Below are 26,389 nucleotides of genomic sequence, written 5' to 3' on the forward strand. Positions count from 1 at the left end.
CCAAGGAGTGGATGACTGCATATTTTACCGTGTTTGAATGTTGTCAATGGTGGATCCTTGTTCCGAAATCTAGTCTTTTTCTCCAACCATATGCCGAGCAAGTTTTTGCCCCATCAGTTTGCATGATATGCTGTTTTTATTTGAGAACTGGAGTGCATATGTCAGCACAATCTTTAATCTTAGAAGCGTTAGGTAAAGTCTATGGGCGCGTGTCTAGTAAACTTGACGCAAATCGTCTGTATAAGGTACTAGTTCCTGCTCTCCACAGTGCTTTAGATGCAAAGGTGCCGTTATCGGATCCACAAATGAAATTATTGATAGATGCTATAGCTGATTTACCACCTTCTGGAGCAAGGGCACGTAATTTCACGAATAGGTATTTAAAAGATAGGGATTCTATGATGAGATTACCTAGAGATCCGGATAGCATTATGTATGGGTATTGGTGGTAATAACATGAAGTTTAAGTATTTTTATTGTTTGTATGTCATTTCAACCCTGTACGTCGTGACGACACTGTTAACTCTCGCCGGGTTCGACATGTACGTGGATGTTACATCTTTCATTACCGTCCTGGTCCCTTCGTTTGTCGTCACTATTGGTAGTGTTCTCTATTCCAAAGACAAGCTTTTTAAGTCGGTCTCAGTTACTGCGTTGCTATCGGGATGTTTTGGTACAGCAGCGGGAATCATTGCGACCTTTTCTAACGTATTTGACGCTCAATCCGTATTCGCAGGAATTGCAGTATCATTGCTCCCTGTTCTTTACGCACTCTTCATCATCTTGCTGATAATCCCGTTGTCTCTAAGAAAATAACGGTGGCCGCATTGGCGGCCATTTTTATGCGTTAAGTCTGTATGTCAGCCAGAAGCTAGGCTCACCCCGTATAGTAATACGGGGTGAAAGTCTGTTTTAGCAAAAGTCAACACATCTACCAAACTTACTATTAACTGACTTACTATCATTTAAAGCTATGAATCCACAACTCACTAAACAAACTGGCTTAGTTACAGTATTTTTTACCTTGGCTTCTGCCGTGATTGTTGGTTTTATTGGTTTGGCTGTAGATTGGTCATATCGCGATACTTCATGAACACCTCTCAAAAAATAAGAGAGGCATAAACTAAAGATTTAATGAGAAAAAACTTTTAAATAGTTGTAATGTGCGTTGAATGTGACGCACAAAAAAGCCCACGTATGTGGGTTTTGCTATAACTAGTCGTCGGCACTTCTCAGCTTAATCAGCAATTCTCCCATGCCGATACCATCGAAAGGTAAATAGTTTCGTTCAACAAGTCGCTTTAGCGCTTGTTCATCTTCTTTTGTTAATTTTATACCTTCGAACTTCTTTTTATGCTTCAAGGCTGAGTGGCCATAGACAGGAGCCTCGAACCATCCTTCTTGCTCAAGCACTGTCAAAGCTCGAGATTCCTCATTATGTTCTAAGGTTTGAATCAATTTATTTTGTTCACCTAAAACACAGTTATAGCTAGTTAAACTATGCAGATACACAAGGACACTGTTCTGTTTTTCTTTTGGCAGAGATATCAACCAATCATTAATTGGATACGGATTGTTCTTGCGTAGTTTTTTATCATTGCACTCTCTAAATTTCACAATGTAATTGACGTAAGCAATCCTTGATTCAACTGTGTTTAAGCTTAAATTATCTGGAATTTCAATTTCTGCATAAGCGAATGAACAACTAAGCGCGACTAAACTACATAGCGTGGTAAACACATTTCCAAAATTCATTTTCTTTTCCCTGAGACTCTAACCATTGTTCAAAAGCTATGTCAGCAATCACCTTTCTCTGTATGTCAATTACTTTTGAAAAGCCCTCCCAGTCATACGTAGCAACATTCGTCAGCTTTTCATGAGGTTGACCTTTTAGAAAAATATCAAAAAACGGGATCACGGCGATCACCCTTGATTGGTTCCTACTATGGTTAAGTAACAAGGTTGTGGCATCGTTAAATATCCAAACGGTTGTATACGTCCATCGAGCCTATCAAATCGCTTGTATTCACTTCAAGTCAGGGTTGGTGTTAATGAACGCATATCACTGTGGGACAATATCTCACTCGCTGAAGCCACAAAAACACCTCATCACTGCTAGATTCCAGTCTCGCAGAGACTAACCACACCAGTGGCTCTTAATGCCACTGCAACCCAGAGAAGCCAAACACGCTATGCGCAGTCGCGAAGACTGAGCAGCGAGCATAGCAGTGTTGGCGTTCCTATCGCTTGCAGAGAATCAATCGAGTGTCGAGATTGATTACCCTTCCCTACGTTCCGCAAACGCAGTGCGCCAGTGTTTGAGCGTTAGCGAGTCAACCCCGTATAGTAATACGGGGTGAAAGTCTAAGCTTGAATAACCTTAATTGATACTATCAAAGATGCAATGCAATTAGTATGCTATTCTCTTTTGCAGATTTATTACATAAGGAGAAACTAATGGATTTTGCGAGATGTACACAGGACGATAGCATTTGGGAAGTTACTACATTTAGCGAACTTAACAAGGACGAAATTGAATTGAAGAGACGAAGCCTACTTTGCGTAGAGTGCGGAGAATTCGCATGGTATCGTCGAGAAAGCCGCCATGGCCATCCACCACACTTTTGTGCTCACCATGACCCTGAATGTACATTAAAAATTAACTACATTTCTTCGGATGAACACCGTGACGATGCAACCGAATCTGTAGATGAGATTGAGAGTGGGGATGACATTATTGTCCGCTTAGATCAGGAACAAGGGGGGACATTAGAAGTCCCACAAGTGCCAAAGAGCCCTCTTGCAGGTTTGGGAGCTGGAGGCAAACGTTACGTACTGAAAGACAAGAGTCGTCGTTCATCTCAACAATTCACACTTCGTCGTATTCTCCATCGCCTAGTAAAAAGCAAAAACTTTAGAAATTCTAACAGCAATATTGTTTTTTACAGAAACAGTGACGAGGTGATGCTTAAAGGTCATGTTAGAGATATCGTGATCGGTTTCGATCAGATTACCAAAGTAGCGCATCACGAAAAAACCAATTTTTACTGGGGTCCTGTTGCATCAATAGGAGAAACTAAGGATGGTAGAATCTGGTTAAATTCAAGCTCTGAATATAAGTCAGCGTCTGTAGTAATATTCGCTGATATCGTTACAGAATTTATGGAAAATTTCGAGATAGATGACTTGGACGATCTTCTCGGTGCACACGTCTTGGTAGCTGGAAACTGCCACTTTAGTGGTGATGGTGAAGGAAAGCCAATAGTCTGGTGTGGTAGCACTAACTATATTTTCGTTCGCAAGTATAAAGATCCTTCAATTGTTAGCAAATAATATACTCATAATTATTCTATTGCACATCTGGTCATTATTTGGATAATGCGAGTCGTCGATTAAGGCGTTATCAATCAAGTTGTTAGCGGGTTTTAGGCAATGTCGTCTAATTGTTTCAGTAGACGTTTATTATGAGGTTAAGCTTTCGCTTTATTGCCTTTAAGTAAACCACTGAGCCAACATAAACCCACTAAATCAACATAGGAGATCTTTATGATTCCACAATTGCGTAACCCTTATGAAAACCCGTTTTTATCAGATAATGAGCTATGTCTGCGAGCAGAATTCCTTATAAAAGATTTGAATAACACAGTCTATAAGGTTGAGAAGCTTCTCGATGAAGGAGGCGATATTGATCATATCGAAAGCCTCTGTGATCGCTGCGATGTTATCAAACGTGAGCTCCGGCTTGTCCAGAGCTCGCTAATGGAAAATAGCTTCGACGTATCGCGGGATCTTATCTAAACGGCGGCCTCCATATTAGGCTCAATGGAGGCTTTTAACTAAAGCAACTTTTCTCCTCAGATGAACAAAGGCTCTTGCCTTTACGGTTATTGCATCGCTTCTTCGTATGCACTTTTCAATGCGCTCACATATCTCTTTTTTGTAACTTGCATATTCTCTATCGCATTTCACCATCATTTCTTTTGCTCGCTGTCTAGTTAATGAGTTACGTAAATTTGTACCTATAATACTTCCTCTTTAAGTAGTTTAGCTATAATCCTCGCAAGTTTAAGTATCTTTGTGCTAGTTTTTAACTCTAATTCCGAATTGATTTCTAACAGACCAATTCCGGCTAAAATTTGTTGTGGTGTTACAAGCTGGCCTGTTGGCAATTGAAGTCTTTGGTTATTCATTCTGAATCCTTGCCACTCTTCTGAGTGGCCTAGTTCTAAGCGAGATTGGTTTCGCATAAGCCTTTTGCACTCTTTGGGAATTTCACTTTCCCTATCCCAATCTTTGACTGTCCTCACACTTTTAAAACAAAGCTCAGCTGTTTCTTCTACAGACAATCCACACTCAAATTCACGAAAAAAGTAGTTTTTGGTCATTTTCGTGATACTTCATGATTTACTCTCGCTAAAGTGCAAGAGTTTATTAATTCATAAATTAATGTGATACCAATTCCATTGAACATACACATAAATGCGCATTGAGCTTGTGGGTCCAATTTGTGTGACGCTCAAAAAAGCCCACGTATGTGGGCTCGTCGTTTAGTCATGGAGTAATTCTCCCATACCTATGCCGTTAAAAGGCAAATAGTGTTGCTCAGTAAGTTGAGTCAGTGCTTTCTTATCGTCTTCGGTTAATTCAATTATCGCTTTATCTTGTTTGCTTGTGGCTAGTTCTCCGTAAACAGGGATATTCAACCAACCTTCTTTTTTCAACATAGTTAAAGCGTGTTGTTCATTTTCGTTTTCAAGAGTATCGATAAGCTTATCTCGTTCAGAATCCAGGCATCTTGACTCTGCCAAGCTATATAAATAAACCACAACACTAGCTTGTTTTTCTCGTGGTAGAGAAAGCAGCCAATCGTTGACCGGATATGGGTTATTCGTGCGGTTTTCTTTTCCCTGAGACTCTAACCATTGTTCAAAAGCTATGTCAGCAATCACCTTTCTCTGTATGTTATTTAGATTATGATGTGCGCTAGCCTTACCATGCATGGTTACACCGTAACGCCAATATTGCGCCCGATGGATTAGGGACTAACCAGAAAAGGTAATTAACCCCTAATACCCTATCAACTTTGTTACAGTGTCACTATTTTAGAGCTTGCTTAACCGGCGCTAATTGCCAATCGTTGTACGCATATGAGCGTGCGCCGGCCATATAACGTAGGTTTAAATTGCGATTTGAAAGCAGTATTTCGACGAATAGATCGTTTTCGCTGCGGCTAACAGGCGTAAACCTCAGAATATCGCCATGACAAGTTCTTGCAAACTCCAGGGGCGTTCCATTCGCAAGAATACTAACACTCTCATTATCGACGAAATACTCACTGCTGCCGCACTCTACTCCTCGAAGGGTCAAAGAAAGTTGCTTTTGCTTCGCCACCTCTAGCGTGGGCAAAGCAATAGACTCTGCGATAACGTCTTGTTGTTTCGCGATTACTGGCGAGGCAGTTATCGCCAAAAAAACAGCGGCTAGGCTGAATTTAGTTCGTAGGTTCATTATGTGTTCCTGTGATTCACTATATTTCTAAGCCTATCAGAGACATCACAAAATGGAATCCAATTCATCAACTAGTGTGACGTTTTTTCAGTACTTTCAAACCACAACACCAAACTTCAGTAAACAAACAGCATATATCGATACCATGAAATTACGATACGGGAACCGTTACGCCGCAACCCCGCAGAATAATACACTGGGTGACAGTAAGCACTTGCACACAGCACTTTCATTTATGTAATTTAATTACAAGCCATGTTTATTGGTAATCGCCAATAGCACAAAATACCACGCTAAGTTATTGAAATAATTAAACAACCAATAATCACTAGCCATTACCGAGCAGACTTTCAGTGACTTACAAAATCGATAATTTTGAGTTGATTGAGCTAAGTAGGTTGGACTGGAGGATTTTTGTTATTGTTTGTTGGTATGAAGATTTAGTTATAGTGCGCATTGGTTCGACAGGTATAAAAAAAGAGCAGTTCCCTGCTCTCTTTATAATGTTTAGTATTTTCTCGTCGATTACTGTTTGGCAGCTTTTTCTCGAATCTGTTCAGCGACAACTTTAATCGCTTGTGCTGTGCTCATGCCCTCTGCCATTAGTTTTTGAATTTCTTCGACTGCTTTTTGTTGTTGTTCGTGTGTCAGTGGTGGCAAATCGTCAAACATAAAAAAGGCTCCTGATATTTTAGGAGCCGACTATAGTACGAATTACAGAGAAAGGCTAGTGACCTACCCTAACGATTTAGTTAGTAGCTTGTCAGGAAGTTAATGTAGGCTCCCATTGAATTTTCGTTGGTGTAACTCGCGCCAATATCAAGTTGGAATAGGTTCAATGGAGACAAACCGATACCAGCAGTAACCGTGTCATCTAGATTGTCGTAAGCCAGATTGCGATTCCAACCTGCACGGAGTTTTAACTGACGCATGATGTCAATCTCACCACCTACTCTTAACATCTGAGTGTTGTCGTTAAAATTGGTGTAGCGCTCTTCTTCATTTAAATCGTAGTCAACACTGATCGTTGCGTAATCAGCAACCAATCCAACACCCACGGTATAAAGTGGTCTCATCTGGTATGAGTAACTAACAGGATCAAATGTACGGCTTTGCGTGGCATCGATTTTAGAAGTCACGGAAGAACCAGCCAACTCCTGAGTATTAATGTCACGAGAGACTAAGTTTGTTGCAGCAAAACCAACTCTGAGCGGGCCATAAAACCAAAGAAAACCAGCGTCCATATTGAACATGGTTTCACCAGTGCCGTTATCGCGAATGTCTTTAATGTCGTAGTTGTTCAAGTTAGCTGAATATACATACGTGTAGATCCGCTGAAGCTTTGGTGTAATACCGAATGAAATGTGTTGGCCTAAGAATGTCTGATATTTAGCTAATGAAATACCCACTTCCGTTACCCCGACACCAACAGCATTTACTGCACTTAGTTCTGCATTTATGGCCGGATTAAGTGCTGGGTCGATACCACTGTTAGCACCTTTGTAGATATCTGTTTGCGCAAATGACTCTGCATAGGCTTTGCCGAACACATTCGCTGCTACATATCGGTTTGGTATTGCAAATGCAACAACACCACCAAATTCAAGTTTTGCAATGTCACCTTCTAGGGCGTTTAAGGTCGTTCCTAGTTCTGATATGTTTGAATAGTCACCACCAATCGCTTGGTCGATTAAGCCTGCGGCCTTGTCGAGGTCATCAACCATCATATGTTCATCGCTATACGATAAACCAAAACTTGGTGTGATCATGCCAACGTCATCATTACGACGATATATTGCAGTGAGTGCTGGGTTGTAGAAAGGAGCAGTTAGAAAATTTGCCGAGACAACGCCAACGCCACCCATTGCATCTCCGCGAGCTTCAATCGCGTAGTTAGCTGCCAAAGCCGTTCCCGAAGCCAAAGCGATAGACAACGATAAGAGTGTTAGTTGTTTTTTCATATCGGTATAAACTTTTTTATTCCATGTGTTTATAGCGACCTATTGTCTATCAACTTTAATTATTCCTCTACTGAAACATCATACGTTTTGCTAATTATTTGTGATTGTTCAACAATTATTGGCCCTTGCCAGCGTTGATGGTTAATTGCGACCGCTAAAACATAGCGTCCTGGCTCGATACCAATGTTGCCGAGTGAGGTTGGATAATCTGCATCAACGGTTTGTCCCCAAACACGAACATAATTGCCATCGACGTAGTCATAGACCGATGTATCCAGTTTAGGCAGTGGGCAATGTGGATTGAGTAAAGCGTTACGCTCTACTTTCCATTGGGCTTTTGCATTCCAGCGCACTGAGACTGACATTTTCGGTTCCCCTAGAATTAGCCACGAACTCCAAGATGTCTGATCTGCGGCGGTGACATCAATTCGATATAATCCCATGGTGACGCGACTATTTAGATTGTATCGTTTGGTGTAGATCTTAGTTCCGACTTCGTTGTCTTTTGGGGTTGCTTCCGTAAAAGTATTGTCTGTCGAAATTGGCTTAGACACCCAACGCGTTAAAGAAATGTCTTTGATCTCTTTACTGGCTTCGACCTCTACGATAGCACGGTATGCATCACGGCCAGGACTTTGAATATCTGTCCGACGTACGATGACATTGTTGATCCACTGAGGTAACGATTTGTTGTCGAGTGTTTTACCACAATCTATTTCTAGTGACTGAAGTAAAAGGTCATTTAGATGAGGTGTGATAGAGCGATTCTGTTCCAGTTGCCAAACTTCTACTAGAGACGAAAACATAGACGGAAGATCGTCATTAAGCAGATGCTTATGCGCCTGTGTTAATGGTGAATTGCTTTCGAACCAAGGTACTTGTAGGGCTGAAAGCGGTGCACTGACCAATAGTGCACCGAGTAATAGGCTTGGTTTAACCATTAGGCTTTCATTTTGTATCCAACGCCACGAAGCGTTTCAATCTCTAAACCTGGTAACTTTTGGCGCAGCTGCAACACGTGAGTGTCTACAGTACGAGTTGTTGGGAAATGATTGTATCCCCAAACATGGTCTAGTAGTTCGTCACGGGTAAACACTCGGCCTAGATTGCTTGCCAAAAAGAGCAGCAAATCGAACTCAGTACGCGTTAACGTAATCGATTCGTCTCGGTAGAAAACTTCACGAGTTGCCTTATCGATGATCAGATGCTCTGTAACCACTTTAGTGTCGTCGAAAGAATCCCCTTCAGGTGCACGCAGTTGCGCTCGAATACGGGCAAATAATTCCGCTTCGGCAAAAGGTTTGGTCAAATAATCGTTCGCACCTGCGTCTAAACCCATCACTTTGTCTTTAACCGTCACTAGTGCAGTCAGTAGGATAACAGGTACATCTTTCAGCTTTTTCCACTCTACAAGGTGGTCAACTGAGTCACCATCAGGTAACTGACGATCAAGGATGACAAGATCCGCTTTTTCCCAGTACTGAGTGACGTCAGCAATTGTTTCTGAGTGGAAACATTCGTATCCCGCTTGTTCAAGGCTGACTAGCAGGCCATCAGCTAAGTTTTTGTCATCTTCAACGAGAAGCAGTGTCTGTTTCACAAGGTATCTCCAAAATAAACGTTGTTGGTGGACCAACTAGCGACATTTTTCCGCCCATCCTTCCAACCATAGATTCTACGATGGTTAAGCCTAATCCTAGGCCACTTTTACTTACAAACGGCTTTCGAAGTTGACGCCAATCTTTAGCAGACAACTCGCCCTGATCCATCACTTTAACCGTAATTTTTTGTTTCGCTGTTGTCACATCGACAACAACAGGTGCAACACCATACTTAACCGCATTGCGTATTAAATTGTCTATACAGGTTCCTAACCAATATACATTGAGTTTGGCCGCCACGTCTTGGTTTATGACAAATTTGACGTTGCTATTAAACTCTTCTTCAACTTTAAATTCTAACCACTCTCCAACCGATGGTACCCAGTCTGTTGCAAGAGGTTTGTTATCAGATTGCAAGTAATCTTTACTCGCTTCAGCAAGCTGACGTAAACGTCGTGAATCTTCACATAGGCGGCGAAACTCGTCGTAGACAGTTTCGGGTAGCTTTTCAAATTCACGGCGAAAGCCTTCGACCGTTAACGACAAACTGGCGATCGGTGTACGCAGCTCATGAGTCAGAATTTGCAAAATGAGCATTCTGCTCTTCATCTCTTGTCGTTTGGTATTCCAGCGATAAACAGACCAGCCCATCACCAACAAAATGTTGGCAATGACTAAAACCACCATACTAATGCGTAAAAGATCAGAGTGATCTTCAACTTCCCAACACAAATTACCGCGTTGAACAAAACAGCTTGCGCTCGAGTCTCTTAAATTAAATGTAACCCCTGCTGTTTCGATGTTCTTTCGCCATACGCTCTCCGGAAACACGAGATAATTATCATTTTGGCGTAACCATAGCTCATTACGCTCAACGAACATGCTCGAACCAGAAATCAAAGCAAGGACGGCATCTTCGTTCATTCGCTGTAAACGCCCCAGCAAGGTCGTATCCGGAGCGAGTTCGCGCTCCTGAATATGCATGTACTGTTGTAAATTCTCCAACTGGTCAGGATGCCCTAACACATAACGACTAGCATATGTGCCGCCGCCCGGATGAATCAACGCACTGCGAGCAAACCATTTTTCGCTCAACTGAGTTCCCTTACACATCGCTCTCGTAAACACCAGTGGTTCGGTGATTAAAGGGCTAAGTGGAAGTTTACCTGTACAGTTTTGTGCAAGGTTATAGAGACGTTGAACATCTCGCAGCGGATACGTGGCGGTCTGAGGCAGCATAGATTCAGGCGTGAGCAAACGTGTGGGATAGTCAGACTGCAAACTACGAATATCGTAAGACACCGTCGCCTGCGACTCATCAAATAGATCCACAAATCTGTCAATGCGCTCTGGCAGCGACTCAGCGTATACGCCACCTGACTGTAGTATCAGGCCAATTATCGCTGCTTTTAGTATCGTCTTTATCAATGCAAAAATTCAATAAATCAGTAGGTTAGATTTAGAGTAAAACATTATGACAAAAATACAAAATCGAAATGTGATATCCATGTCAGAAATAATGCTCATAAATAACAAAAGCCAGCATATTGCTGGCTTTTATATTGAAGTATTGAGCTTATAGTGCTTTAGAGATTGCGTCTACGCTCTCTTTCGCATCACCAAACAACATCTGGGTATTTTCTTTGAAGAACAGCGGGTTTTGAACGCCTGCATAACCTGTGTTCATAGAGCGTTTGAATACGATAACATTTTGCGCATTCCATACTTCCAGCACAGGCATGCCTGCAATCGGGCTGTTTGGATCTTCAAGCGCAGCAGGGTTAACCGTATCGTTTGCACCAATCACCAATACTGTATCGGTTTGAGGGAAGTCGTCATTGATTTCGTCCATCTCTAACACGATGTCGTAAGGTACTTTAGCTTCGGCAAGTAACACGTTCATATGACCAGGCAGACGACCTGCAACTGGGTGGATACCAAAGCGAACTTCAACGCCTTGCGCACGTAGCTTCTCAGTGATTTCATGTACTGGGTACTGCGCTTGTGCTACCGCCATACCATATCCTGGAGTGATAATAACTGACTTCGAATTCTTCAGCATATCCGCCACTTCTTCAGCCGACGTTTCACGGTGTTCGCCCTGCTCTTCATCGGAAGAGATAACCACTTCTTGACCGAAGCCACCAGCAATAACGCTGATAAATGAACGGTTCATTGCTTTACACATGATGTAAGACAGAATGGCACCCGAAGAGCCAACAAGCGCACCTGTTACGATCAAAAGGTCGTTCGCTAACATAAAGCCCGCTGCCGCTGCTGCCCAACCTGAGTAAGAGTTCAGCATTGAAACAACAACTGGCATATCGGCACCACCGATTGAAGCGACCAAGTGATAACCAAATGCAAACGCAATTAGAGTCATCACGATAAGCGCAAACATGCTGCCATCAGCATTAACGAAATGAACCAAAAGCAACGCTGAAACAACAATCGCGGCAAGATTCATTTTGTGTTTATGCGGTAGATTTAGTGGCGAAGATGAGATAATGCCACGTAGCTTACCAAACGCAACCACCGAACCTGTAAAGGTCACCGCACCAATGAACACACCGAGGAAGACTTCCACAAGGTGAATGACATGCTCTGCGTGAGTTGCTGACTCCGGTGCATCAAGATAGCTGTTAAAACCAACAAGAACCGCTGCCATACCGACAAAGCTATGTAGAATCGCAACCAATTCTGGCATCTCGGTCATTTCTACTTTCTTCGCGAAATGGATACCAATGCCACCACCAATTACCATAGCGATGATGATCCAAACTAGACCTTGAGAGTCTGGACCAAAGATCGTCGCGATCAACGCGATCGTCATACCTGCGATACCATAGTAGTTCCCTGATCTCGCAGACTCCTGCTTAGACAATCCGGCTAAGCTCAAAATAAAGAATAATGCAGCAACAATATAAGCTGCTTGTACTAATCCTGCAGACATTCCCTGTTACTCCTTAATCTTTACGGAACATTTCAAGCATGCGCTTGGTAACGGTGAATCCACCGAAGATGTTGATACTCGCTATCAGTACTGCGATAAACGACAGGAATGATACGACACCATTGCCCTGACCGATTTGCAGTAATGCGCCAACAACGATAATACCGGAAATCGCATTTGTTACTGACATAAGCGGAGTGTGGAGTGCATGGGTAACATTCCAGACCACGTAGTAACCTACTACGCACGCAAGTACGAACACGGTAAAGTGAGATAGAAACGCCGCTGGAGCGACAGACGCGATCCAAGCAAATGCACCTACCGCAGCAACTAAGCCTGCCATTTTCTTAACTGGTGAAACTGGCTCTTCGACTTTAGGTTGTGGTTTCGCTTTCGGTTGCGCTGCTTTTTGCTCAGGTTGCGCTGAAACTTGGATTGGTGGTGCAGGCCAAGTAACTTCACCTTCCTTAATAACGGTGACACCACGAAGTACAACATCTTCAAAATCGATGTTAATGTTGCCATCTTTTTCTTTAGCCAGCAGTTTAAGCAGGTTTACGATGTTGGTCGCGTAAAGTTGCGAAGACTGGGTAGGAAGACGACCGACCATATCGGTGTAGCCTACGACCTTAACGCCATTTGCTGTTGTGATGACTTTGTCTGCAACCGTGTATTCACAGTTACCACCGTTAGCTGCCGCTAAGTCGACGATCACACTACCTGCTTTCATGCTATCTACCATCTCTTTGGTAATTAGCTTAGGTGCAGGACGACCAGGAATGAGCGCTGTAGTAATGATGATATCAACATCTTTCGCCTGTTCAGCGTAAAGTTCAGCCGCTTTCTTGTTGAACTCATCCGACATTTCTTTGGCGTAACCATCGCCAGATCCCGAGTCCTCTTTAAAGTCGACTTCTAGGAACTCAGCACCCATTGATTGGACTTGCTCTTTAACTTCAGGACGAACATCAAAAGCACGTACAATCGCACCGAGACTGCCAGCCGCACCGATAGCCGCAAGACCAGCAACACCCGCCCCCGCAACGAGTACTTTCGCTGGTGGAACCTTACCTGCGGCAGTAATCTGACCGGTAAAGAATCGACCAAACTCATGCGCAGCTTCAACGACCGCACGATAACCAGCAATGTTCGCCATGGAAGACAGCGCATCAAGGGCTTGTGCTCTTGAGATACGCGGCACAGCGTCCATCGCCATTACGTTAATATTTTTGCTTGAAAGCTTTTCCATTAACTCCGGGTTCTGTGCTGGCCAGATAAAACTGATTAAGCTTGCACCATCTTTTAGCAGTGCAATTTCATCATTCTTTTCATCTGCAAGAGGCGCATTGACCTTTAAGATCAAATCCGACTCCCAAACCTGCTCGGTAGATACGATTTTCGCTCCCGCCGCTTCAAAAGAAGCGTCATCGAAACTCGCGAGTTCACCTGCCCCAGCCTCTACGTTAACTTCGAAGCCTAATTTTAATAACTGCTCGACCGATTTCGGCGAGGCAGCCACTCGCGTTTCACCCGCGAGTATTTCTTTTGGCACACCAATTTGCATTAGCTATTCCTTGACTATCAGCAACAATGATTGTTCTGTTTTTATCCAACGAATTTAGATACTTCAAGCATTTTGTAACAAAAACACAAAATATCATTACATATAACCGTTGGGAATGAATAAACCAGCTGGTTAGATCGTTCAGCAATATGCCACAGATTAGGTCAGAAAAGGTCTAACCAGTTGGGAAAAATTACCGTTAAAACAACCGATTATGTAGCATCTAAATACTAAAAAGAGCCATCAGCATAACGACTAATGACTCTCAAGTTTATGATGCTTATCAATTTGCGATAGGATCTTATTGGAAAATGTTGTCGCCCATTTGATCAATGAACATTTGCGCTTTCTTCAACATAAATTCGTTGGCATCGTTCGCAGTTGGCAAAACGTCCGAGCGAATAAAACGGTGTGATTTTATCTCTTCACCAAACTGCTTGGTGATTCGCCCTGCTATCCGGTATTGACCACCCTCTGACTGTGCTTCTTGATAGATCAAATAACCCTTATATTCAACAGGTTCTACGGCAACTTCTGGTTGCGCTTTCTGGCCCCCAAACAAGCGAGAAAAAAGTCCCACACACTACTCCTTGGTTAATTACTTCGCCTTGTGCAAAAGTGGTTTTTCGAACCACTCAAGTTCAATGTCATCATCAAATACCTGCTTGCTGAATACTACAGGCACTTCATCTTTCCTATTTTTACGTCGGTCGTCAACAATCATTGTCTTGGCGGCTTCAACAGCCACTGTCGCGTATTGCTTTAAGGTAACTAAACGTTCTTCAGGCAACGCAGACAAAAAATCGATGTCATGGCGAATATATACAGGCCTCAATTGACTCAATGCTAAGCACGCTAGATCAGCCAACTGCTCATGATCAAAGTTTTCAATATAATCTGGCTGGGCTAAAACTTGCCCGACCAAGGTTTCCATATAGTTATGTACGTCAACACTAATCTGCATATAACTCAACTCCCTTTAAGAGTTACCTATCCTAACATTGCTTACTTCATCGCGGCATGTGGTTTTCATAGTGATGAGTAATCAAACACCATTTTTTGAACACAATTCATACACGCCTTAGGTTTTCATAGATAAGTTTAGTAAAAAGCTTGGAAATTCATCAAATAAAAGTATTCTTAACGAGTTATTAATCAACAATTGTTTCTATTCAGGCTAGGTTTCATGTCGTTTTCCGTCGTCACTACAAATTGGTTCCGAATTGCGTTACCTCTGCTATTGCTGACGTTTATCGCCTTCGGCATGGACAATGTAGTGAGACTCACTCAAGCGAACCTCGGTTTCGTCACCAAAATGCCTTTTGTTTTGTTCGCAACGGCTATTTTGCTTGCCAATCCATTTAAACAAAGTCGAATAGCTATGACGGCGAGCGCCCTAGCAGTGGCTTACTGGTTGATCCAAAACCGTTTACAGTCGCCTCTGTCTTCTGGCACCACAATCTTAGAGCTTTCGCTGCTGGCAGCATTGCTACCTATCGCGTTAGTTTTAGTGTTTAGTTACAAGGACAGCAATCTGTTCTCACACTCTTTTGCCATCTACTTGGTTAAGCTTGGCCTTTTTGTACTGTGGTGTTATCTCATTCTGACGCATTTCTATGACGGCGGCTTCGACGACATTAATGAGACGTTTTTGTTTGTGATCCCAACCGTTTCAAAGCTGCCGTTTATTCTCGTCGTCTATCTACTGGCTATGGTGCTGATATTTGCCATCTGTGTGCTGAGTCAAAATCGGATAATCGATGTCGTGCTCTATTCGTCAGCTTTGCTCGCGTCGACCACATTTGTTTTTTTCCATGTTCCGCATATCTCGAGCACCATGTTCTCTCTCGCTGGTATCTTGCTATTGGTCTACTTGTTGTCTGCCAGTTACGAATTGGCGTTTAAAGATACATTGACCGATATCCCTGGTCGCCTAGCGCTTGAGTCTGATTTACGCCATCTTGGCAGGCGTTACACCATTGCCATGCTGGACATCGACCATTTTAAGTCATTCAATGATACCTACGGGCACGATACAGGCGATGATGTGCTTAAACTTGTTGCGAGTCGCTTACAGCTCGTTGGTGGACGTGCCAAGGTGTATCGCTATGGAGGTGAAGAGTTCACTGTCCTGTTCAAAGGAAAGCTGGCTGACGAAGCAAAAGATCATCTTGAACGGCTTAGAACCTCGATTGAGTCTTACGAAATGACCCTGCGCGATCAGGATTCTCGTCCAAAGAGTGACAAATTAGGTTCTAAAAAACGTGGGCCGAAAAAGAACGAAGAGAGCGTTAATGTGACCATCAGTATTGGGGTTGCAGACAGCAGCGAAACCAAGGATGTCTCCACGGTTATGAAGAGTGCAGACGAGGCTTTATACAAGGCCAAAAAGTCTGGACGAAATCAGGTCTGTCTCGCCTAGCCGTCAATCTGCCTGATTAAAGAACAGTACAATACTGCCCCCTTTGAGATTACTCCCGTAATTGATATTCAGGCCGATTCCAACATTATCAATCCAATCCGATTCAAACGGTGGCGTCATTAACCAACCGACAGACCCTTCGTAATAGAATGAAGTACCAAGTGGTTTGCTGGTATCGCCACCAATATCTATTCGTCGAAAACTACTGTAGATAGATTGAACTGAGCGCCCGAAACGGCTGACGTTGTAATAGGCTGCAATACCATTCGCGCTATACCAACCTTCTGGATTGCCGACTTCTCCAAAGTTAGCCTCTCCCCAACCTTGTCCATAAAAATAGTGGAAAGATGACGACCAATTCCAACTTCCCCATGTGGTGGGTTTGTTGTGCTTAAATTCAACATGTGGTTCAACCGATAGCGCCCAGGCATCAGTGTTAAAAATGACATTATCCAATGCGGGTTTTACGACATTATTAGAGAAATCACTGCGGTAATCGTGATTATTTCTAAAATATTGGAGATGTAAGCCAACGCCTGGGGTCACTGTCCAAAAGTCTGTCAGCTGGTATTTATATCGGTAGGCAGTAAACGCACCTAACACAAACTCGTGCTGATAATCATCTCTATCCTGTGCGCGGATTTCGTAGTCTTGTCTCGAAGCAAGCACTGACAACCGTGTAAAGATTTGGTGTTTATGGATCGCTTCATCGTCGCTAAGATCAAAGGTATATGGTAGCGCCGAAACCGCAATTTGCTGACGCAAAAGAACCGACTCCTGTGAGCCGATATCTTCGTTGTCGAGATTGAACCACTCGTTTGGATCGAAATCGTGGACACCGAAGGTAAAAACGTCACTATCAGTTAGCACGATAGCCGCTGAAAAAGCTTGTTCCAGATAGGCCTGATACGCTTGGCTGCCCTTCGCACACGCGAACGGTGACACAAGCACTAAAGGCAGGGATACATAGCGAGATAGCCGTGAAACAGACATCGAGACCTGAACTCAATTAGATCAATAATAAGAATAAGTTAACGTCAAAGTTCCGGTTAGGCAATACGAACATTTGACTATTTTGAACACTTAAATTGATTACGCCCCGCCACCTTAGCTTGGTAGAGTAACTTGTCGACGGAGTCATAAAATTCGTCGATACTTTCACGACCGGTAGGAACTTTGCTGAACACACCCTGTGACACCGTCACGTAATTAGCAACGTCACTGTATTCGTGCGCTATTTGGGCATTTTCCAATGCATCTTGTATGCGTTGAGCATCGGTGTGCGCTTTGTTTTCATCGCTATGGCCGAGAATAACAACAAACTCCTCACCACCGTAACGACCTACGACTTCACCACTTCTTTCGAACAAACCGTTAATGATCGAAGCAATAGTGACTAAGCAACGATCCCCTTCCAAGTGACCGTAGTTATCGTTGTAAAGCTTAAAGCGATCAACATCGAGTAATATCAAGCTCAATGGCAGTTCATGGCGTCCATGTAACGTGATCATCTCTTTAAGCTCTGAATCGATAAAGCGACGATTTTTAACTTTGGTCAAACCATCTTCTTGAGCGAGTTGGGCAAGTTCTTGGTTGGCTTTGGCCAGCGCTGCGGTTTTTTGTTTCAGTTCACGACGCATAAAGGCAATGCGTTGCATCGCAACAAGCTTAGAATTTAGGACAATTTTATCAACGGGCTTAACGAGATAGTCATCACCACCAGCCTCAATGGCATTTGCGACCATGCTTGGCTCATCATGCCCACTAAGAAAGATGATAGGAACCCAGTCAGGATAGAGCTCTCGAATTTTGCGTGAGACCTGAAAGCCGTTCATGTCAGGCATAGAGATATCTAAGAGGATCAATTCAGGTTCAAACTGTGGATAGAGCTCAAGTGCTCGGCTACCAGAGTCAGCCATTTCGACCGTATGGCCAAGTTGCTTGAGACGAATTGCCAGTTGAATACGCTCCATCTGAACATCATCAACCAACAAAATCTTCATGGAAGAACCGTTTATTTCCACTCTATTAATATCCTAGTGCGGGTATCCGCTAATAAATCGTCAAATCTTCGTTTAAGCCGGAAAAACAATCAAGAAATCACACGCTTAATAAAAGCATACTCTACCACGGGTTATTCATCCATTGAAGGTTGACTTTTAGCGCCATTTTTTTACGATAGCGCGGTTACTAAATACATTTTAAGAGAAATCATACATGTCTGACGTTAATCAAACAGAACAACCAAAAGTAGACTTAGCAGAAGTATCAGCAGAACTTCGTCAAGTAATTGAGTTTGACCAAGTTCCGGAAGCGATGCACTACATGGTGACGTCAATCCATGAAGTTTCTGAAGAAGCCGTTCGTGAATCTTGGAATGAGCTACCAAACAGCGCACAAAACGTTTTGGATAACTTTGAACAGTTTCATGCACTTGTTTCAGTAAGTCAGGCATTTGCTGGTCTTAATGTAATGGAAGAGTTTCCTTCATTAAACCTACCGAAAGAGATGACTGAAGAGCAAAAAGAAGAGTACCGTGCTCAACTGCTTGATCAAGTCCTTCACAACTGTGTGAAAGATATGGTCAAGCAAATTAAGAAAGCACGCCGTGACCCTATTCTAAAACGCGACTTTACTGACGTATTCGCGAAATAGTAGAGTTTAAAAACGCCGCTAAATGCGGCGTTTTTTAGTTCGATAGTACAATGTCTCTCTGAGTAACACTGACACCTTTGATTTGCGCATAAACGCTCATGCCTACGGTCAAGGCTAATTCATCTCTCGCCCAAGCGGTGATTGTGGCACCTAAATAACAGTTTTCAGCTAACTTTAACTGGATCGATACACTCTGTCGTTCTTGCCCACTTGAGTATGTTTCAATGCTGGCTATCGTCGCCAAAAAGATGTTGCGGATTGACGTTCGTTTCGGCTCTTCAAGCATCAATGACACGTCATTTGCCCTAACTTGTAGGCGAACAGGCGCCCCAATTGTTCCATCAACCTTTTGCACCCACAAATTGATATCTGGAGCAAGTTCGACCTTAGATAATGCGTATTTGGCATTGTGCTCAATAAGGCGACCCTCGAACAATGAGCTTTGCTCTGAAAAGGACTGCCATGGCTTCATTACCTGTGAAGACCAGACTTGATCTATCGGTCCCGCTAGCGCAATTGTCCCCTGTTCTACCACAACCAGATGATGCGCTAAACGCAAAACCTCGTTCAAGCTATGCGAGACATAGATAATCGGAATCTCAATGCTGTGGGCTAACTGTTCCAAATATGGCAACACCTCACGTTTACGTGGTAAATCAAGGGATGCGAGAGGCTCATCCATCAATAGAATGCTCGGTTTAGACAATAGCGCACGACCTATGGCAACGCGCTGCTTCTCGCCCCCTGAAAGCTGGTGAGGATAACGATCAAGCAAGGTTCTGAGCGCTAAGAGTTGCACAACGTCATCAAAATGCACGGGATCTGCCGACTTAACTCCATAGGTAAGATTTCGGCTGACTTTAAAATGTGGGAACAACCGAGCATCTTGAAATACATAGCCAACGTTGCGTTTGTGAACCGGCTTATTAAAGCGCTTTGAGGAGTCAAACAGTGTATCACCATTTATCACAATGCGACCTTGTGATGGCGTGGTTAGCCCAGCAATGACATTAATTAATGAGGTTTTACCCGCGCCAGAACGGCCAAATATTGCGATGATACCTTTCTCTGGTAAATGAATATCGATATCAAAATTGGCTTCGCCCAGTGACTGTTGGTAGCAAATTTCCAAACTCATAAGTTGCCCCCTAAGCGCTTAGCACCGACTCGGCTTAACCACTCGGAGGCAATCAGAGAACTCAACGCGATTGCAATTGAGATAATGCATAAACGCATCGCTTCCGTTTCTGAACCAGGAGTCTCGATAAAGTTGTACATCGCCAACGGGATAGTTTGCGTTTCGCCTGGGATATTCGATACAAAACTGATGGTAGCACCAAATTCACCAAGGCTGCGCGCAAAGGAGAGCATCGTCCCTGTAATTATCCCAGGAATCGTTAACGGAAGAGTGATGGTGAAGAAGATCCTTACTGGTGAAGCGCCAAGCGTCGCCGCAGCTTGCTCCAACTTGACATCAACGCTCTCCAAACTCAAACGAATCGAGCGCACCATCAATGGCAAAGCAACAACGATACACGCCAATACTGCCCCTTTCCAACTGAATGAAAAGACAATATCAAACTGTTGATATAGCCACTGACCGATAAACCCTTGTCTACCCATAGAGATTAGCAACAGATAACCGATCACAACGGGCGGCAAAACCAGTGGCAGGTGCACCAAGCTATCGACAACGCTTTTGCCAACGAATTGTTTACGTGCAAGACCCCATGCTATACCAATACCCATTGGGATGAGCCAGAGAATGGCAAAAAATGCCACCTTGAGGCTGAGCAAAAGTGCCTGATATTCGTATTCTGTTAGCACATTCAGTTCCTATTGATGTTCGACTTCGAATCCATAGCGTTGCAAAACGTTGCGCGCCTGTTGTGTTTTCATAAACTGCGCGAATGCCTCTACTTGCGGCTTAGCATTAAGTTGAGCCATGGGGTAGACAATCGGCGAGTGGCTCGATTCCGGGAGGCGGGCAATAATTTTAACCCCCTCACTCATTAACGCATCCGTTTTATAGACTATTCCCAAAGGCACTTCGTTACGCTCAACCAGCGCAAGTGCAATGCGAACGTTATTGGTCGGTGCAAGGGATCGCTCAACGGCGCTCCAGATACCGAGACTCTCTAGAGACTCTTTAGCATAGATGCCTGCTGGAACCGCGTTGGTCTGCCCTATGGCAATACGCCCTTTTTGAAGATAGTTTAGCCATGAGGCGCTATCATTGATGTCCAGAGAACCTTGGTGGTTAACCGGAGTGATGACGACGAGCTGATTATGAGCAACATTAGTTACAATGTCACCATTAATAACCTTCTGTTCTATAAGGTAATTCATCCATTTTTCATTTGCCGCGATAAACACATCAGCGGGTGCTCCTTGGTGGATTTGTCGAGCGAGAGACGAGGTACCGGCGTAAACAGGAGTAGCCGAAATCGACGACTGTTTTTCAAACTCACTGACCAATTCGTTCACCGCGTTGGTCATGGATGAAGCCGCATAGATGCGGAGTTTGTCTTGTGCTTGTACTGACACACTCGCGGATAGAAGTAAGCCCGCACCAAATGTTGCTAGGAGATTTTTTATTGTCATCACTTATACAGTTCAGGCCAAAGTTGTTTGAGATCGAGATGTTGTTCAATTGCATCCGCAATTCGGTCAATCGCGCGTTGCTGATTCGCTTTGTGATCGACCTGTGCCACATTACCAGCGCCTGCCCAGCGGAATATGGTGTCGGCCGCTTTCGGATCATCAAAGATACCATGTAAATAGCTACCAAACACTTGATTACAATCACTAATTGCTCCATCAGCCGCCGATGAGTCCAATACGATTGGGGCGAAACCACAGCTAGAAGTGATGCCCGCATGAATTTCATAACCGCTAACCGTCGCTGTTTGTCCACCTAAAGTCAGCGTTCCTTGGACATTCGTTAATGTCTTATGTGGCTTTAGCTCAGTATCGACCTGCAAATAACCAAGCCCAACACTTGAACCTGCCGTACTCTCGATACCAAGTGGGTCATGTACCCACTCACCCAGCATCTGATAGCCGCCACAGATCCCCATTACTTTACCGCCGAGACGTATATGGCGCTGGATATCACTATCCCAGCCTTGGCTACGCAAGTATTCCAAATCGCTGCGTACCGCTTTTGAACCGGGTAATATGACTAAGTCGGCATTGTCTATGCGCTGACCATTCGTTACGTAGCGGAAGTTAATATCAGGGTTTACCCTTAAAACATCGAAATCAGTATGATTGCTGATGCGCGGCAAGATCGGGACAACAACATTTAAACGGCTCGTTTCTCCAGTCACCTGTTGCGCATTAATCGCATCTTCAGCCTCAAGATCAAAGCCGTGCAAATATGGCAAGACACCAATGACAGGTTTACCCGTTTTCTGTTCTAGCCAATCTAAACCTGATTGTAACAACGAAATATCACCCCGAAAGCGGTTAATTACAAAGCCTTTTACTCGTTGTTGCTCTGATTCCGATAGCAGTGCCAACGTTCCGTATAGGTGAGCGAAGACGCCACCGCGATCAATATCAGCAACAATGATCACAGGGACATCGGCTTGCTCAGCAAATCCCATATTAGCAATATCGTTTTCTCGAAGATTAATTTCTGCGGGGCTTCCGGCTCCCTCAATAAGCACTGTATCGTATTGTTGCTGAAGAATGGCAAACGATTCCATAACAATCGGTAAAGCCGTTTTCTTATAGCTCTGGTAACCGATCGCATCGACCGTGGTCGTCGCTTTGCCCTGAAAAATAATTTGCGCCCCAGTGTCGCTTTGAGGTTTGAGTAACACAGGATTCATATGCACGCTTGATTCGATATTCGACGCTAACGCTTGCACCGCCTGTGCACGACCAATTTCACCGCCGTCCGGCGTTACTGCACTATTGAGTGCCATGTTTTGTGGTTTGAATGGCGCGACCTTAACGCCCTTTCTGGCGAGCACTCGGCATAAACCTGCCACAAGGACACTTTTACCGGCATCTGAGGTGGTTCCCTGAACCATAAGAGCTTTTGAATTGGACTGCATTTGTTTTATCAATCGTGGTTTAGCGTTGAGTCATAATAAACGTTTTTTAACTATTTCCTCAAAAAAATGAACGGAATATGAATCTCATACTCAGCAATGGTTCAAGAAGCGCCTGCTTTAATAGCATCATCGATTTGATACTACCTAGTTAAACAAGGAACACAAAAATGAAAAAAATGATTCTCGCAACGGCAGCCACTCTAATCCTTGCTCCTACTTTTGCAATGGCAAACGATGGACACCACAAACAATCAAGCCGCGTTTCATACACAGGGCCTGTAGAAATCACCAGCATTGATACCTTGCTAGCTGATACGAGCATGTTTACCGAGCGAAACGTGGTCGTCGAAGGTACATTGTTACGTCAGGTGAAAGGCGATACGTTTATCTTCTCTGACGGTAAAGGTGAGATTCAAGTGGAACTCGATGATGACATCATCATGACCCAACCAATTAACGAGACCACAAAAGTTCGTCTATTTGGTGAATATGAAGGTGGTAGAACCCCAGAAATTGAAGTAGATCATATCCAAATTCTATAATTAAATGAATTAGTCTCTCGATTAAGTTATTATTTGGCTTGCTTATTGCAAGCCATTTTTTTAGTCAATTTATTGTTGTTAGTCGGAGACTACATTTGAAAAAGATCATTTTGGCCAGTGCCTTAGCATTCGCAGGCATCAGTGGAAGCGCCCAAGCAAATAATTTCAATTACAACTTCTTCGAAGTCCGTACTGCGATTGGGCCTGAAATGACAGGTGCAGAATTCAGTACCTTCTTCACTGAAAACTCGCATTTTATACTCCGTGCCGATTCCCAATTCGATAAGGACTATGACTTAGCTGGCGGTATTGGCTTCAACGGCCCAATTAGTCAGTTTGCCGATGTTTACGGTCAGTTATTACTTCACCAAGTAAAGTTCACTAAAGAAGCTGGCGGTGAAAGTGAAACTCAAGCTGAAGTGAATATTGGTGTTCGTCTTTGGCTAACTGATCAAGTCGAAGCAACGGCAAGACTTGGCCGTAACGACGATTCATCCGTTGCTCATGCTGGCGTTCGTTTCCATTCGACTCAGCAACTTTCGCTTTCTGCTGAAACGCGTAATAACGGCTTATATGGCCCACAAATCACGATGTCAGTGCGTTTCCAGTACTAACCTTTCGATACGATTGCCAAAATAAGAACGCCCAGCTCAATGCTGGGCGTTCTATTTCGAGTCTTAGCGTTAGCGAACCACAATCTTTCTTGGCACCAGCTCAACCCCTGGCTGGTAACGCTTTGACGCGGCATTGAGGGCAAGTGCCATCGCGCTGTCAGCAATTAGCTCAAATTGCTGTGGCAATGAGTTAATTGGCATAGGAAGAAAATCAAGGAGACGATTGTCACCAAACGTAGCGATTTTAAGCTTACTTGCGAGTTCTGGTCGCTCTAACAGCACATCAAGAACCCCTTCAAGCAGAGTGTATGACGTAGTAACAATCGCATCTGGCAACTGACCACTATCACACCAGTCACTCAATACCTTTTTGCCATCCGCACGATTAAAGTGCTCACCATAGCCAATGGTGTACTGAGCCTGATGTTGTTTAATCGCCTTTTTGAATCCAAGCTCACGTTCGCGAGATATATTCAACTCAGGTAAGGCGCCAATAAGCCCGACCTTAGTGACACTGTCACTTAAAACCGACTTCGTCAATTCGAAAGCACCACCAAAGTCCTCACTGATCACGCAAGAAAAATGTTCGTCGTCTAAAGGACGGTCAAGTGCAATAACGGGAGTCCCTCGGTTCTGCAAGTCGATGTAATAATCGCTAGCTTCTGGTATGACACTAGCAACAAACAGCGCGTCCACTTTTCGACTCACTAACGCATGCACAACACTTTTTTCAGTTTCTGGATCATCATCAGAACATGCGATTAAAATCTGATAGCCCGCTGAGCGAGAATTTTGCTCCAAGAGTTTGGCTAAACGCGCATAACTGGTGTTTTCTAAATCAGGAATTATCAGGCCAAACGAACGGCTTTGCCCTGCTCTAAGCGTACTGGCCGCCAGATCTGGGCGATAGTTATGCTCATCGACCACAGCCATGACGTTACGCTGTGTTTTCTCACTAATTCTGTATTTTTGAGCCTTACCATTGATTACATAGCTGGCAGTGGTTTTCGAAACCCCTGCCAATTTGGCTATTTCATCCAGTGTCATATCACCAACCTTTGTTCTGTGCGCGAGATCATAATACTTCATAAAGGATCTCTCGATGAGTTGAATTATATGCTGAAACGATTCAGTATAAAAGCTGAAAGGATTCAGCAACACTCATAAAGTGAGCCAAATCACTCAAATATAGCGATAGTGAATGTAATAGGTTCCTTATAACTCAATCAGTTAGAGTGAAATGATGCTGAATCCACATATTTTTGTCTTTTTGCTGAATCGATTCAGCTGATGTCAGCAAAAAGCGAGTGACTTTTTGGGCACAATTAACCCTTTTAAAATCCTTAAGGCTGGAGAAGCGCCATGCTTAAGTTAGCAAATAGCGACATCACACTCGCTCAAGTAGCAAGTGACAAATTTCAAGCGATTCAAAACATCGCAGCAAGCCTCACCCAAGCAGGTCTTGTGGAACAAGGCTATGTTGAAGGCATGCTGAACCGAGAGAAGCAAAACTCGACATTTTTAGGTAACGGCATCGCGATTCCTCACGGAACTACTGATACACGATCAATGGTTAAAACAACAGGTGTTGCTGTCCACCACTTCCCTCAAGGCGTTGAATGGGGAGAAGGCAACAAAGTTTACCTCGCGATTGGTATTGCGGCTAAATCAGATGAACATCTCGGCATTCTTAAACAACTGACTAAAGTACTATCCGCGGATGGTGTAGAAGAGCGTCTACGCGATGCTAAAAGCGCACAAGAAATTATCGCGTTGCTCAATGGTGATGTTCAACTTGAGGCTGACTTCGACGCGTCATTAGTACAACTGCAGTTCCCTGCTAGCGACATGGTTCAGATGAGCGCTGTTGCTGCGGGTTTACTGAAAAACACTGGTTGCGCGGGTTCTGAGTTTGTTGCAGACATCGTATCAAAAAATCCTACGCACCTTGGTCAAGGTTTATGGTTAGTAGGTAGCAATAAGCAAGTCACACGAACTGGCGTATCGTTTGTTTCAACGGCAAACGACTGCGAGTTTGAAGGTCAAAAAGTACGCGCACTCGTTGCTTTTAGTGCATGTAATAGCGCCCATAAACCTATCCTTAACCAGCTTTCACAACTCGTATTCAACCAGCAGCAAAGTAAGCTAATCGACGCTTCTGTTGAACAAGTGCTGTCGCTGCTAACGGGTGAGTCTCAATCTTCATCGCACGTCGAAGAGACGAATAGTGCGATATTTAAAATCAAAAACGCCCATGGCCTGCATGCACGTCCAGGCGCTATGTTGGTTGCAGAAGCTAAGAAATTTGAATCAAACATTCGTGTCGCAAACCTTGATGGTGATGGTAAAGAGGTCAACGCCAAGAGTCTGATGAAAGTTATCGCTTTAGGTGTTAAACATGGTCATCAACTCAAGTTTTCAGCTGAAGGTGCTGACGCATCAATGGCGTTGGAGTCCATCGGTAAAGCAATCGCTTCTGGCCTAGGTGAAGGCTAAGGAAAC

Annotated in this window: 29 protein-coding genes; 9 read left to right on the top strand and 20 right to left on the bottom strand. The window is 43.7% G+C overall.

From position 1 onward, the window contains the following. Positions 1 to 158: 158 nt before the first annotated feature. Positions 159 to 452 carry a hypothetical protein gene (locus ACQEXT_RS07630; RefSeq protein ID WP_426951344.1) on the top strand — a complete coding sequence of 98 codons (294 nt, stop codon included), beginning with the start codon at positions 159 to 161 and terminating at the stop codon, positions 450 to 452. A gap of 4 nt (positions 453 to 456) precedes the next feature. Further along, complete coding sequence (locus ACQEXT_RS07635) at positions 457 to 816, top strand: MotA/TolQ/ExbB proton channel family protein (RefSeq protein WP_426951345.1); 360 nt, start codon at positions 457 to 459, stop codon at positions 814 to 816. Between the two features lie 399 nt (positions 817 to 1,215). On the opposite strand, the gene ACQEXT_RS07640 is transcribed toward ACQEXT_RS07635, so the two are convergent. Further along, the gene (locus tag ACQEXT_RS07640; protein ID WP_426951346.1) at positions 1,216 to 1,755 is read right to left on the bottom strand and encodes a hypothetical protein; all 540 of its coding nucleotides are present in this window, start codon (positions 1,753 to 1,755) and stop codon (positions 1,216 to 1,218) included. A 702-nt stretch (positions 1,756 to 2,457) separates the two neighbouring features. Here ACQEXT_RS07640 and ACQEXT_RS07645 point away from each other — a divergent pair. Further along, complete coding sequence (locus ACQEXT_RS07645; RefSeq protein ID WP_426951347.1) at positions 2,458 to 3,333, top strand: hypothetical protein; 876 nt, start codon at positions 2,458 to 2,460, stop codon at positions 3,331 to 3,333. A 213-nt stretch (positions 3,334 to 3,546) separates the two neighbouring features. Then, positions 3,547 to 3,798: a hypothetical protein gene (locus tag ACQEXT_RS07650; RefSeq protein WP_426951348.1), complete on the top strand. Its 252-nt coding sequence runs from the start codon at positions 3,547 to 3,549 to the stop codon at positions 3,796 to 3,798. A 221-nt stretch (positions 3,799 to 4,019) separates the two neighbouring features. Here ACQEXT_RS07650 and ACQEXT_RS07655 read toward each other — a convergent pair whose 3' ends face one another. The 12 genes from ACQEXT_RS07655 to ACQEXT_RS07710 form a co-directional block, all read right to left on the bottom strand. Further along, positions 4,020 to 4,385 (bottom strand): regulator, encoded by a 366-nt coding sequence (locus ACQEXT_RS07655; RefSeq protein ID WP_426951349.1) that lies wholly within the window; start codon positions 4,383 to 4,385, stop codon positions 4,020 to 4,022. A gap of 162 nt (positions 4,386 to 4,547) precedes the next feature. Continuing rightward, positions 4,548 to 5,000, bottom strand: a complete 453-nt coding sequence (locus tag ACQEXT_RS07660) for a hypothetical protein (RefSeq protein WP_426951351.1) — start codon at positions 4,998 to 5,000, stop codon at positions 4,548 to 4,550. Positions 5,001 to 5,097: 97 nt separating this feature from the next. Then, positions 5,098 to 5,508, bottom strand: a complete 411-nt coding sequence (locus ACQEXT_RS07665; RefSeq protein ID WP_138971501.1) for a hypothetical protein — start codon at positions 5,506 to 5,508, stop codon at positions 5,098 to 5,100. A 525-nt stretch (positions 5,509 to 6,033) separates the two neighbouring features. After that, on the bottom strand, positions 6,034 to 6,180 hold the full coding sequence (locus ACQEXT_RS07670) for a YoaH family protein (RefSeq protein WP_006880120.1): 147 nt from the start codon (positions 6,178 to 6,180) through the stop codon (positions 6,034 to 6,036). A gap of 80 nt (positions 6,181 to 6,260) precedes the next feature. Further along, complete coding sequence (locus ACQEXT_RS07675; protein ID WP_426951353.1) at positions 6,261 to 7,469, bottom strand: conjugal transfer protein TraF; 1,209 nt, start codon at positions 7,467 to 7,469, stop codon at positions 6,261 to 6,263. A gap of 59 nt (positions 7,470 to 7,528) precedes the next feature. After that, positions 7,529 to 8,410 (bottom strand): DUF2861 family protein, encoded by an 882-nt coding sequence (locus ACQEXT_RS07680; RefSeq protein ID WP_426951354.1) that lies wholly within the window; start codon positions 8,408 to 8,410, stop codon positions 7,529 to 7,531. Next, complete coding sequence (gene vxrB, locus ACQEXT_RS07685) at positions 8,410 to 9,069, bottom strand: response regulator transcription factor VxrB (protein ID WP_138970607.1); 660 nt, start codon at positions 9,067 to 9,069, stop codon at positions 8,410 to 8,412. Before vxrB ends, ACQEXT_RS07680 begins: the two co-directional genes overlap by 1 nt. Then, positions 9,044 to 10,507: a sensor histidine kinase VxrA gene (gene vxrA / locus ACQEXT_RS07690; RefSeq protein WP_171052117.1), complete on the bottom strand. Its 1,464-nt coding sequence runs from the start codon at positions 10,505 to 10,507 to the stop codon at positions 9,044 to 9,046. The genes vxrB and vxrA overlap by 26 nt, the downstream gene beginning before the upstream one ends. 139 nt (positions 10,508 to 10,646) lie before the next feature. Further along, on the bottom strand, positions 10,647 to 12,023 hold the full coding sequence (gene pntB / locus ACQEXT_RS07695) for a Re/Si-specific NAD(P)(+) transhydrogenase subunit beta (RefSeq protein WP_426951356.1): 1,377 nt from the start codon (positions 12,021 to 12,023) through the stop codon (positions 10,647 to 10,649). A gap of 13 nt (positions 12,024 to 12,036) precedes the next feature. Then, positions 12,037 to 13,587: a Re/Si-specific NAD(P)(+) transhydrogenase subunit alpha gene (locus ACQEXT_RS07700; protein ID WP_138970610.1), complete on the bottom strand. Its 1,551-nt coding sequence runs from the start codon at positions 13,585 to 13,587 to the stop codon at positions 12,037 to 12,039. 301 nt (positions 13,588 to 13,888) lie between these two features. Next, a complete protein-coding gene (locus ACQEXT_RS07705) occupies positions 13,889 to 14,167 on the bottom strand; it encodes an HlyU family transcriptional regulator (RefSeq protein ID WP_138970611.1) in 279 nt (92 codons plus the stop codon). Positions 14,168 to 14,185: 18 nt separating this feature from the next. Then, complete coding sequence (locus ACQEXT_RS07710; RefSeq protein WP_269378459.1) at positions 14,186 to 14,551, bottom strand: late competence development ComFB family protein; 366 nt, start codon at positions 14,549 to 14,551, stop codon at positions 14,186 to 14,188. Positions 14,552 to 14,773: 222 nt separating this feature from the next. On the opposite strand from ACQEXT_RS07710, the gene ACQEXT_RS07715 reads away from it, so the two are divergent. Further along, a complete protein-coding gene (locus ACQEXT_RS07715) occupies positions 14,774 to 16,009 on the top strand; it encodes a GGDEF domain-containing protein (protein ID WP_426951358.1) in 1,236 nt (411 codons plus the stop codon). Positions 16,010 to 16,012: 3 nt separating this feature from the next. Here ACQEXT_RS07715 and ACQEXT_RS07720 read toward each other — a convergent pair whose 3' ends face one another. Together ACQEXT_RS07720 and ACQEXT_RS07725 are read right to left on the bottom strand one after the other, a co-directional pair. Continuing rightward, on the bottom strand, positions 16,013 to 17,002 hold the full coding sequence (locus tag ACQEXT_RS07720; protein ID WP_426951359.1) for a Solitary outer membrane autotransporter beta-barrel domain: 990 nt from the start codon (positions 17,000 to 17,002) through the stop codon (positions 16,013 to 16,015). A 77-nt stretch (positions 17,003 to 17,079) separates the two neighbouring features. Further along, a complete protein-coding gene (locus tag ACQEXT_RS07725; protein ID WP_426951361.1) occupies positions 17,080 to 18,012 on the bottom strand; it encodes a GGDEF domain-containing response regulator in 933 nt (310 codons plus the stop codon). A gap of 214 nt (positions 18,013 to 18,226) precedes the next feature. Between ACQEXT_RS07725 and ACQEXT_RS07730 the strand changes: the two genes are divergently transcribed. Next, positions 18,227 to 18,664: a DUF3069 domain-containing protein gene (locus ACQEXT_RS07730; RefSeq protein WP_138970615.1), complete on the top strand. Its 438-nt coding sequence runs from the start codon at positions 18,227 to 18,229 to the stop codon at positions 18,662 to 18,664. 34 nt (positions 18,665 to 18,698) lie between these two features. On the opposite strand, the gene modC is transcribed toward ACQEXT_RS07730, so the two are convergent. From modC to ACQEXT_RS07750, 4 genes are read right to left on the bottom strand one after another with little or no spacing between them, the layout of a single operon-like run. After that, complete coding sequence (gene modC, locus ACQEXT_RS07735) at positions 18,699 to 19,802, bottom strand: molybdenum ABC transporter ATP-binding protein ModC (protein WP_426951364.1); 1,104 nt, start codon at positions 19,800 to 19,802, stop codon at positions 18,699 to 18,701. After that, complete coding sequence (gene modB, locus ACQEXT_RS07740; RefSeq protein ID WP_426951391.1) at positions 19,799 to 20,497, bottom strand: molybdate ABC transporter permease subunit; 699 nt, start codon at positions 20,495 to 20,497, stop codon at positions 19,799 to 19,801. The genes modC and modB overlap by 4 nt, the downstream gene beginning before the upstream one ends. A gap of 3 nt (positions 20,498 to 20,500) precedes the next feature. Beyond that, the gene (gene modA / locus ACQEXT_RS07745; RefSeq protein WP_426951366.1) at positions 20,501 to 21,268 is read right to left on the bottom strand and encodes a molybdate ABC transporter substrate-binding protein; all 768 of its coding nucleotides are present in this window, start codon (positions 21,266 to 21,268) and stop codon (positions 20,501 to 20,503) included. After that, the gene (locus ACQEXT_RS07750; RefSeq protein ID WP_426951368.1) at positions 21,268 to 22,731 is read right to left on the bottom strand and encodes a cobyric acid synthase; all 1,464 of its coding nucleotides are present in this window, start codon (positions 22,729 to 22,731) and stop codon (positions 21,268 to 21,270) included. The genes modA and ACQEXT_RS07750 overlap by 1 nt, the downstream gene beginning before the upstream one ends. A gap of 167 nt (positions 22,732 to 22,898) precedes the next feature. Between ACQEXT_RS07750 and ACQEXT_RS07755 the strand changes: the two genes are divergently transcribed. Continuing rightward, entirely contained in the window at positions 22,899 to 23,273 is a 375-nt protein-coding gene (locus ACQEXT_RS07755; RefSeq protein ID WP_426951369.1) for a YgiW/YdeI family stress tolerance OB fold protein, read from the top strand. A gap of 95 nt (positions 23,274 to 23,368) precedes the next feature. Then, entirely contained in the window at positions 23,369 to 23,887 is a 519-nt protein-coding gene (locus ACQEXT_RS07760; protein ID WP_269378452.1) for a hypothetical protein, read from the top strand. 69 nt (positions 23,888 to 23,956) lie between these two features. On the opposite strand, the gene cra is transcribed toward ACQEXT_RS07760, so the two are convergent. Continuing rightward, the gene (gene cra / locus ACQEXT_RS07765) at positions 23,957 to 24,934 is read right to left on the bottom strand and encodes a catabolite repressor/activator (RefSeq protein WP_426951392.1); all 978 of its coding nucleotides are present in this window, start codon (positions 24,932 to 24,934) and stop codon (positions 23,957 to 23,959) included. A 315-nt stretch (positions 24,935 to 25,249) separates the two neighbouring features. On the opposite strand from cra, the gene fruB reads away from it, so the two are divergent. After that, a complete protein-coding gene (fruB, locus tag ACQEXT_RS07770; protein WP_426951370.1) occupies positions 25,250 to 26,383 on the top strand; it encodes a fused PTS fructose transporter subunit IIA/HPr protein in 1,134 nt (377 codons plus the stop codon). Positions 26,384 to 26,389: the final 6 nt, after the last annotated feature.

Origin of the sequence: Vibrio sp. TRT 29B02 (genome assembly GCF_050113655.1) — a bacterium.
GTDB lineage: Bacteria > Pseudomonadota > Gammaproteobacteria > Enterobacterales > Vibrionaceae > Vibrio.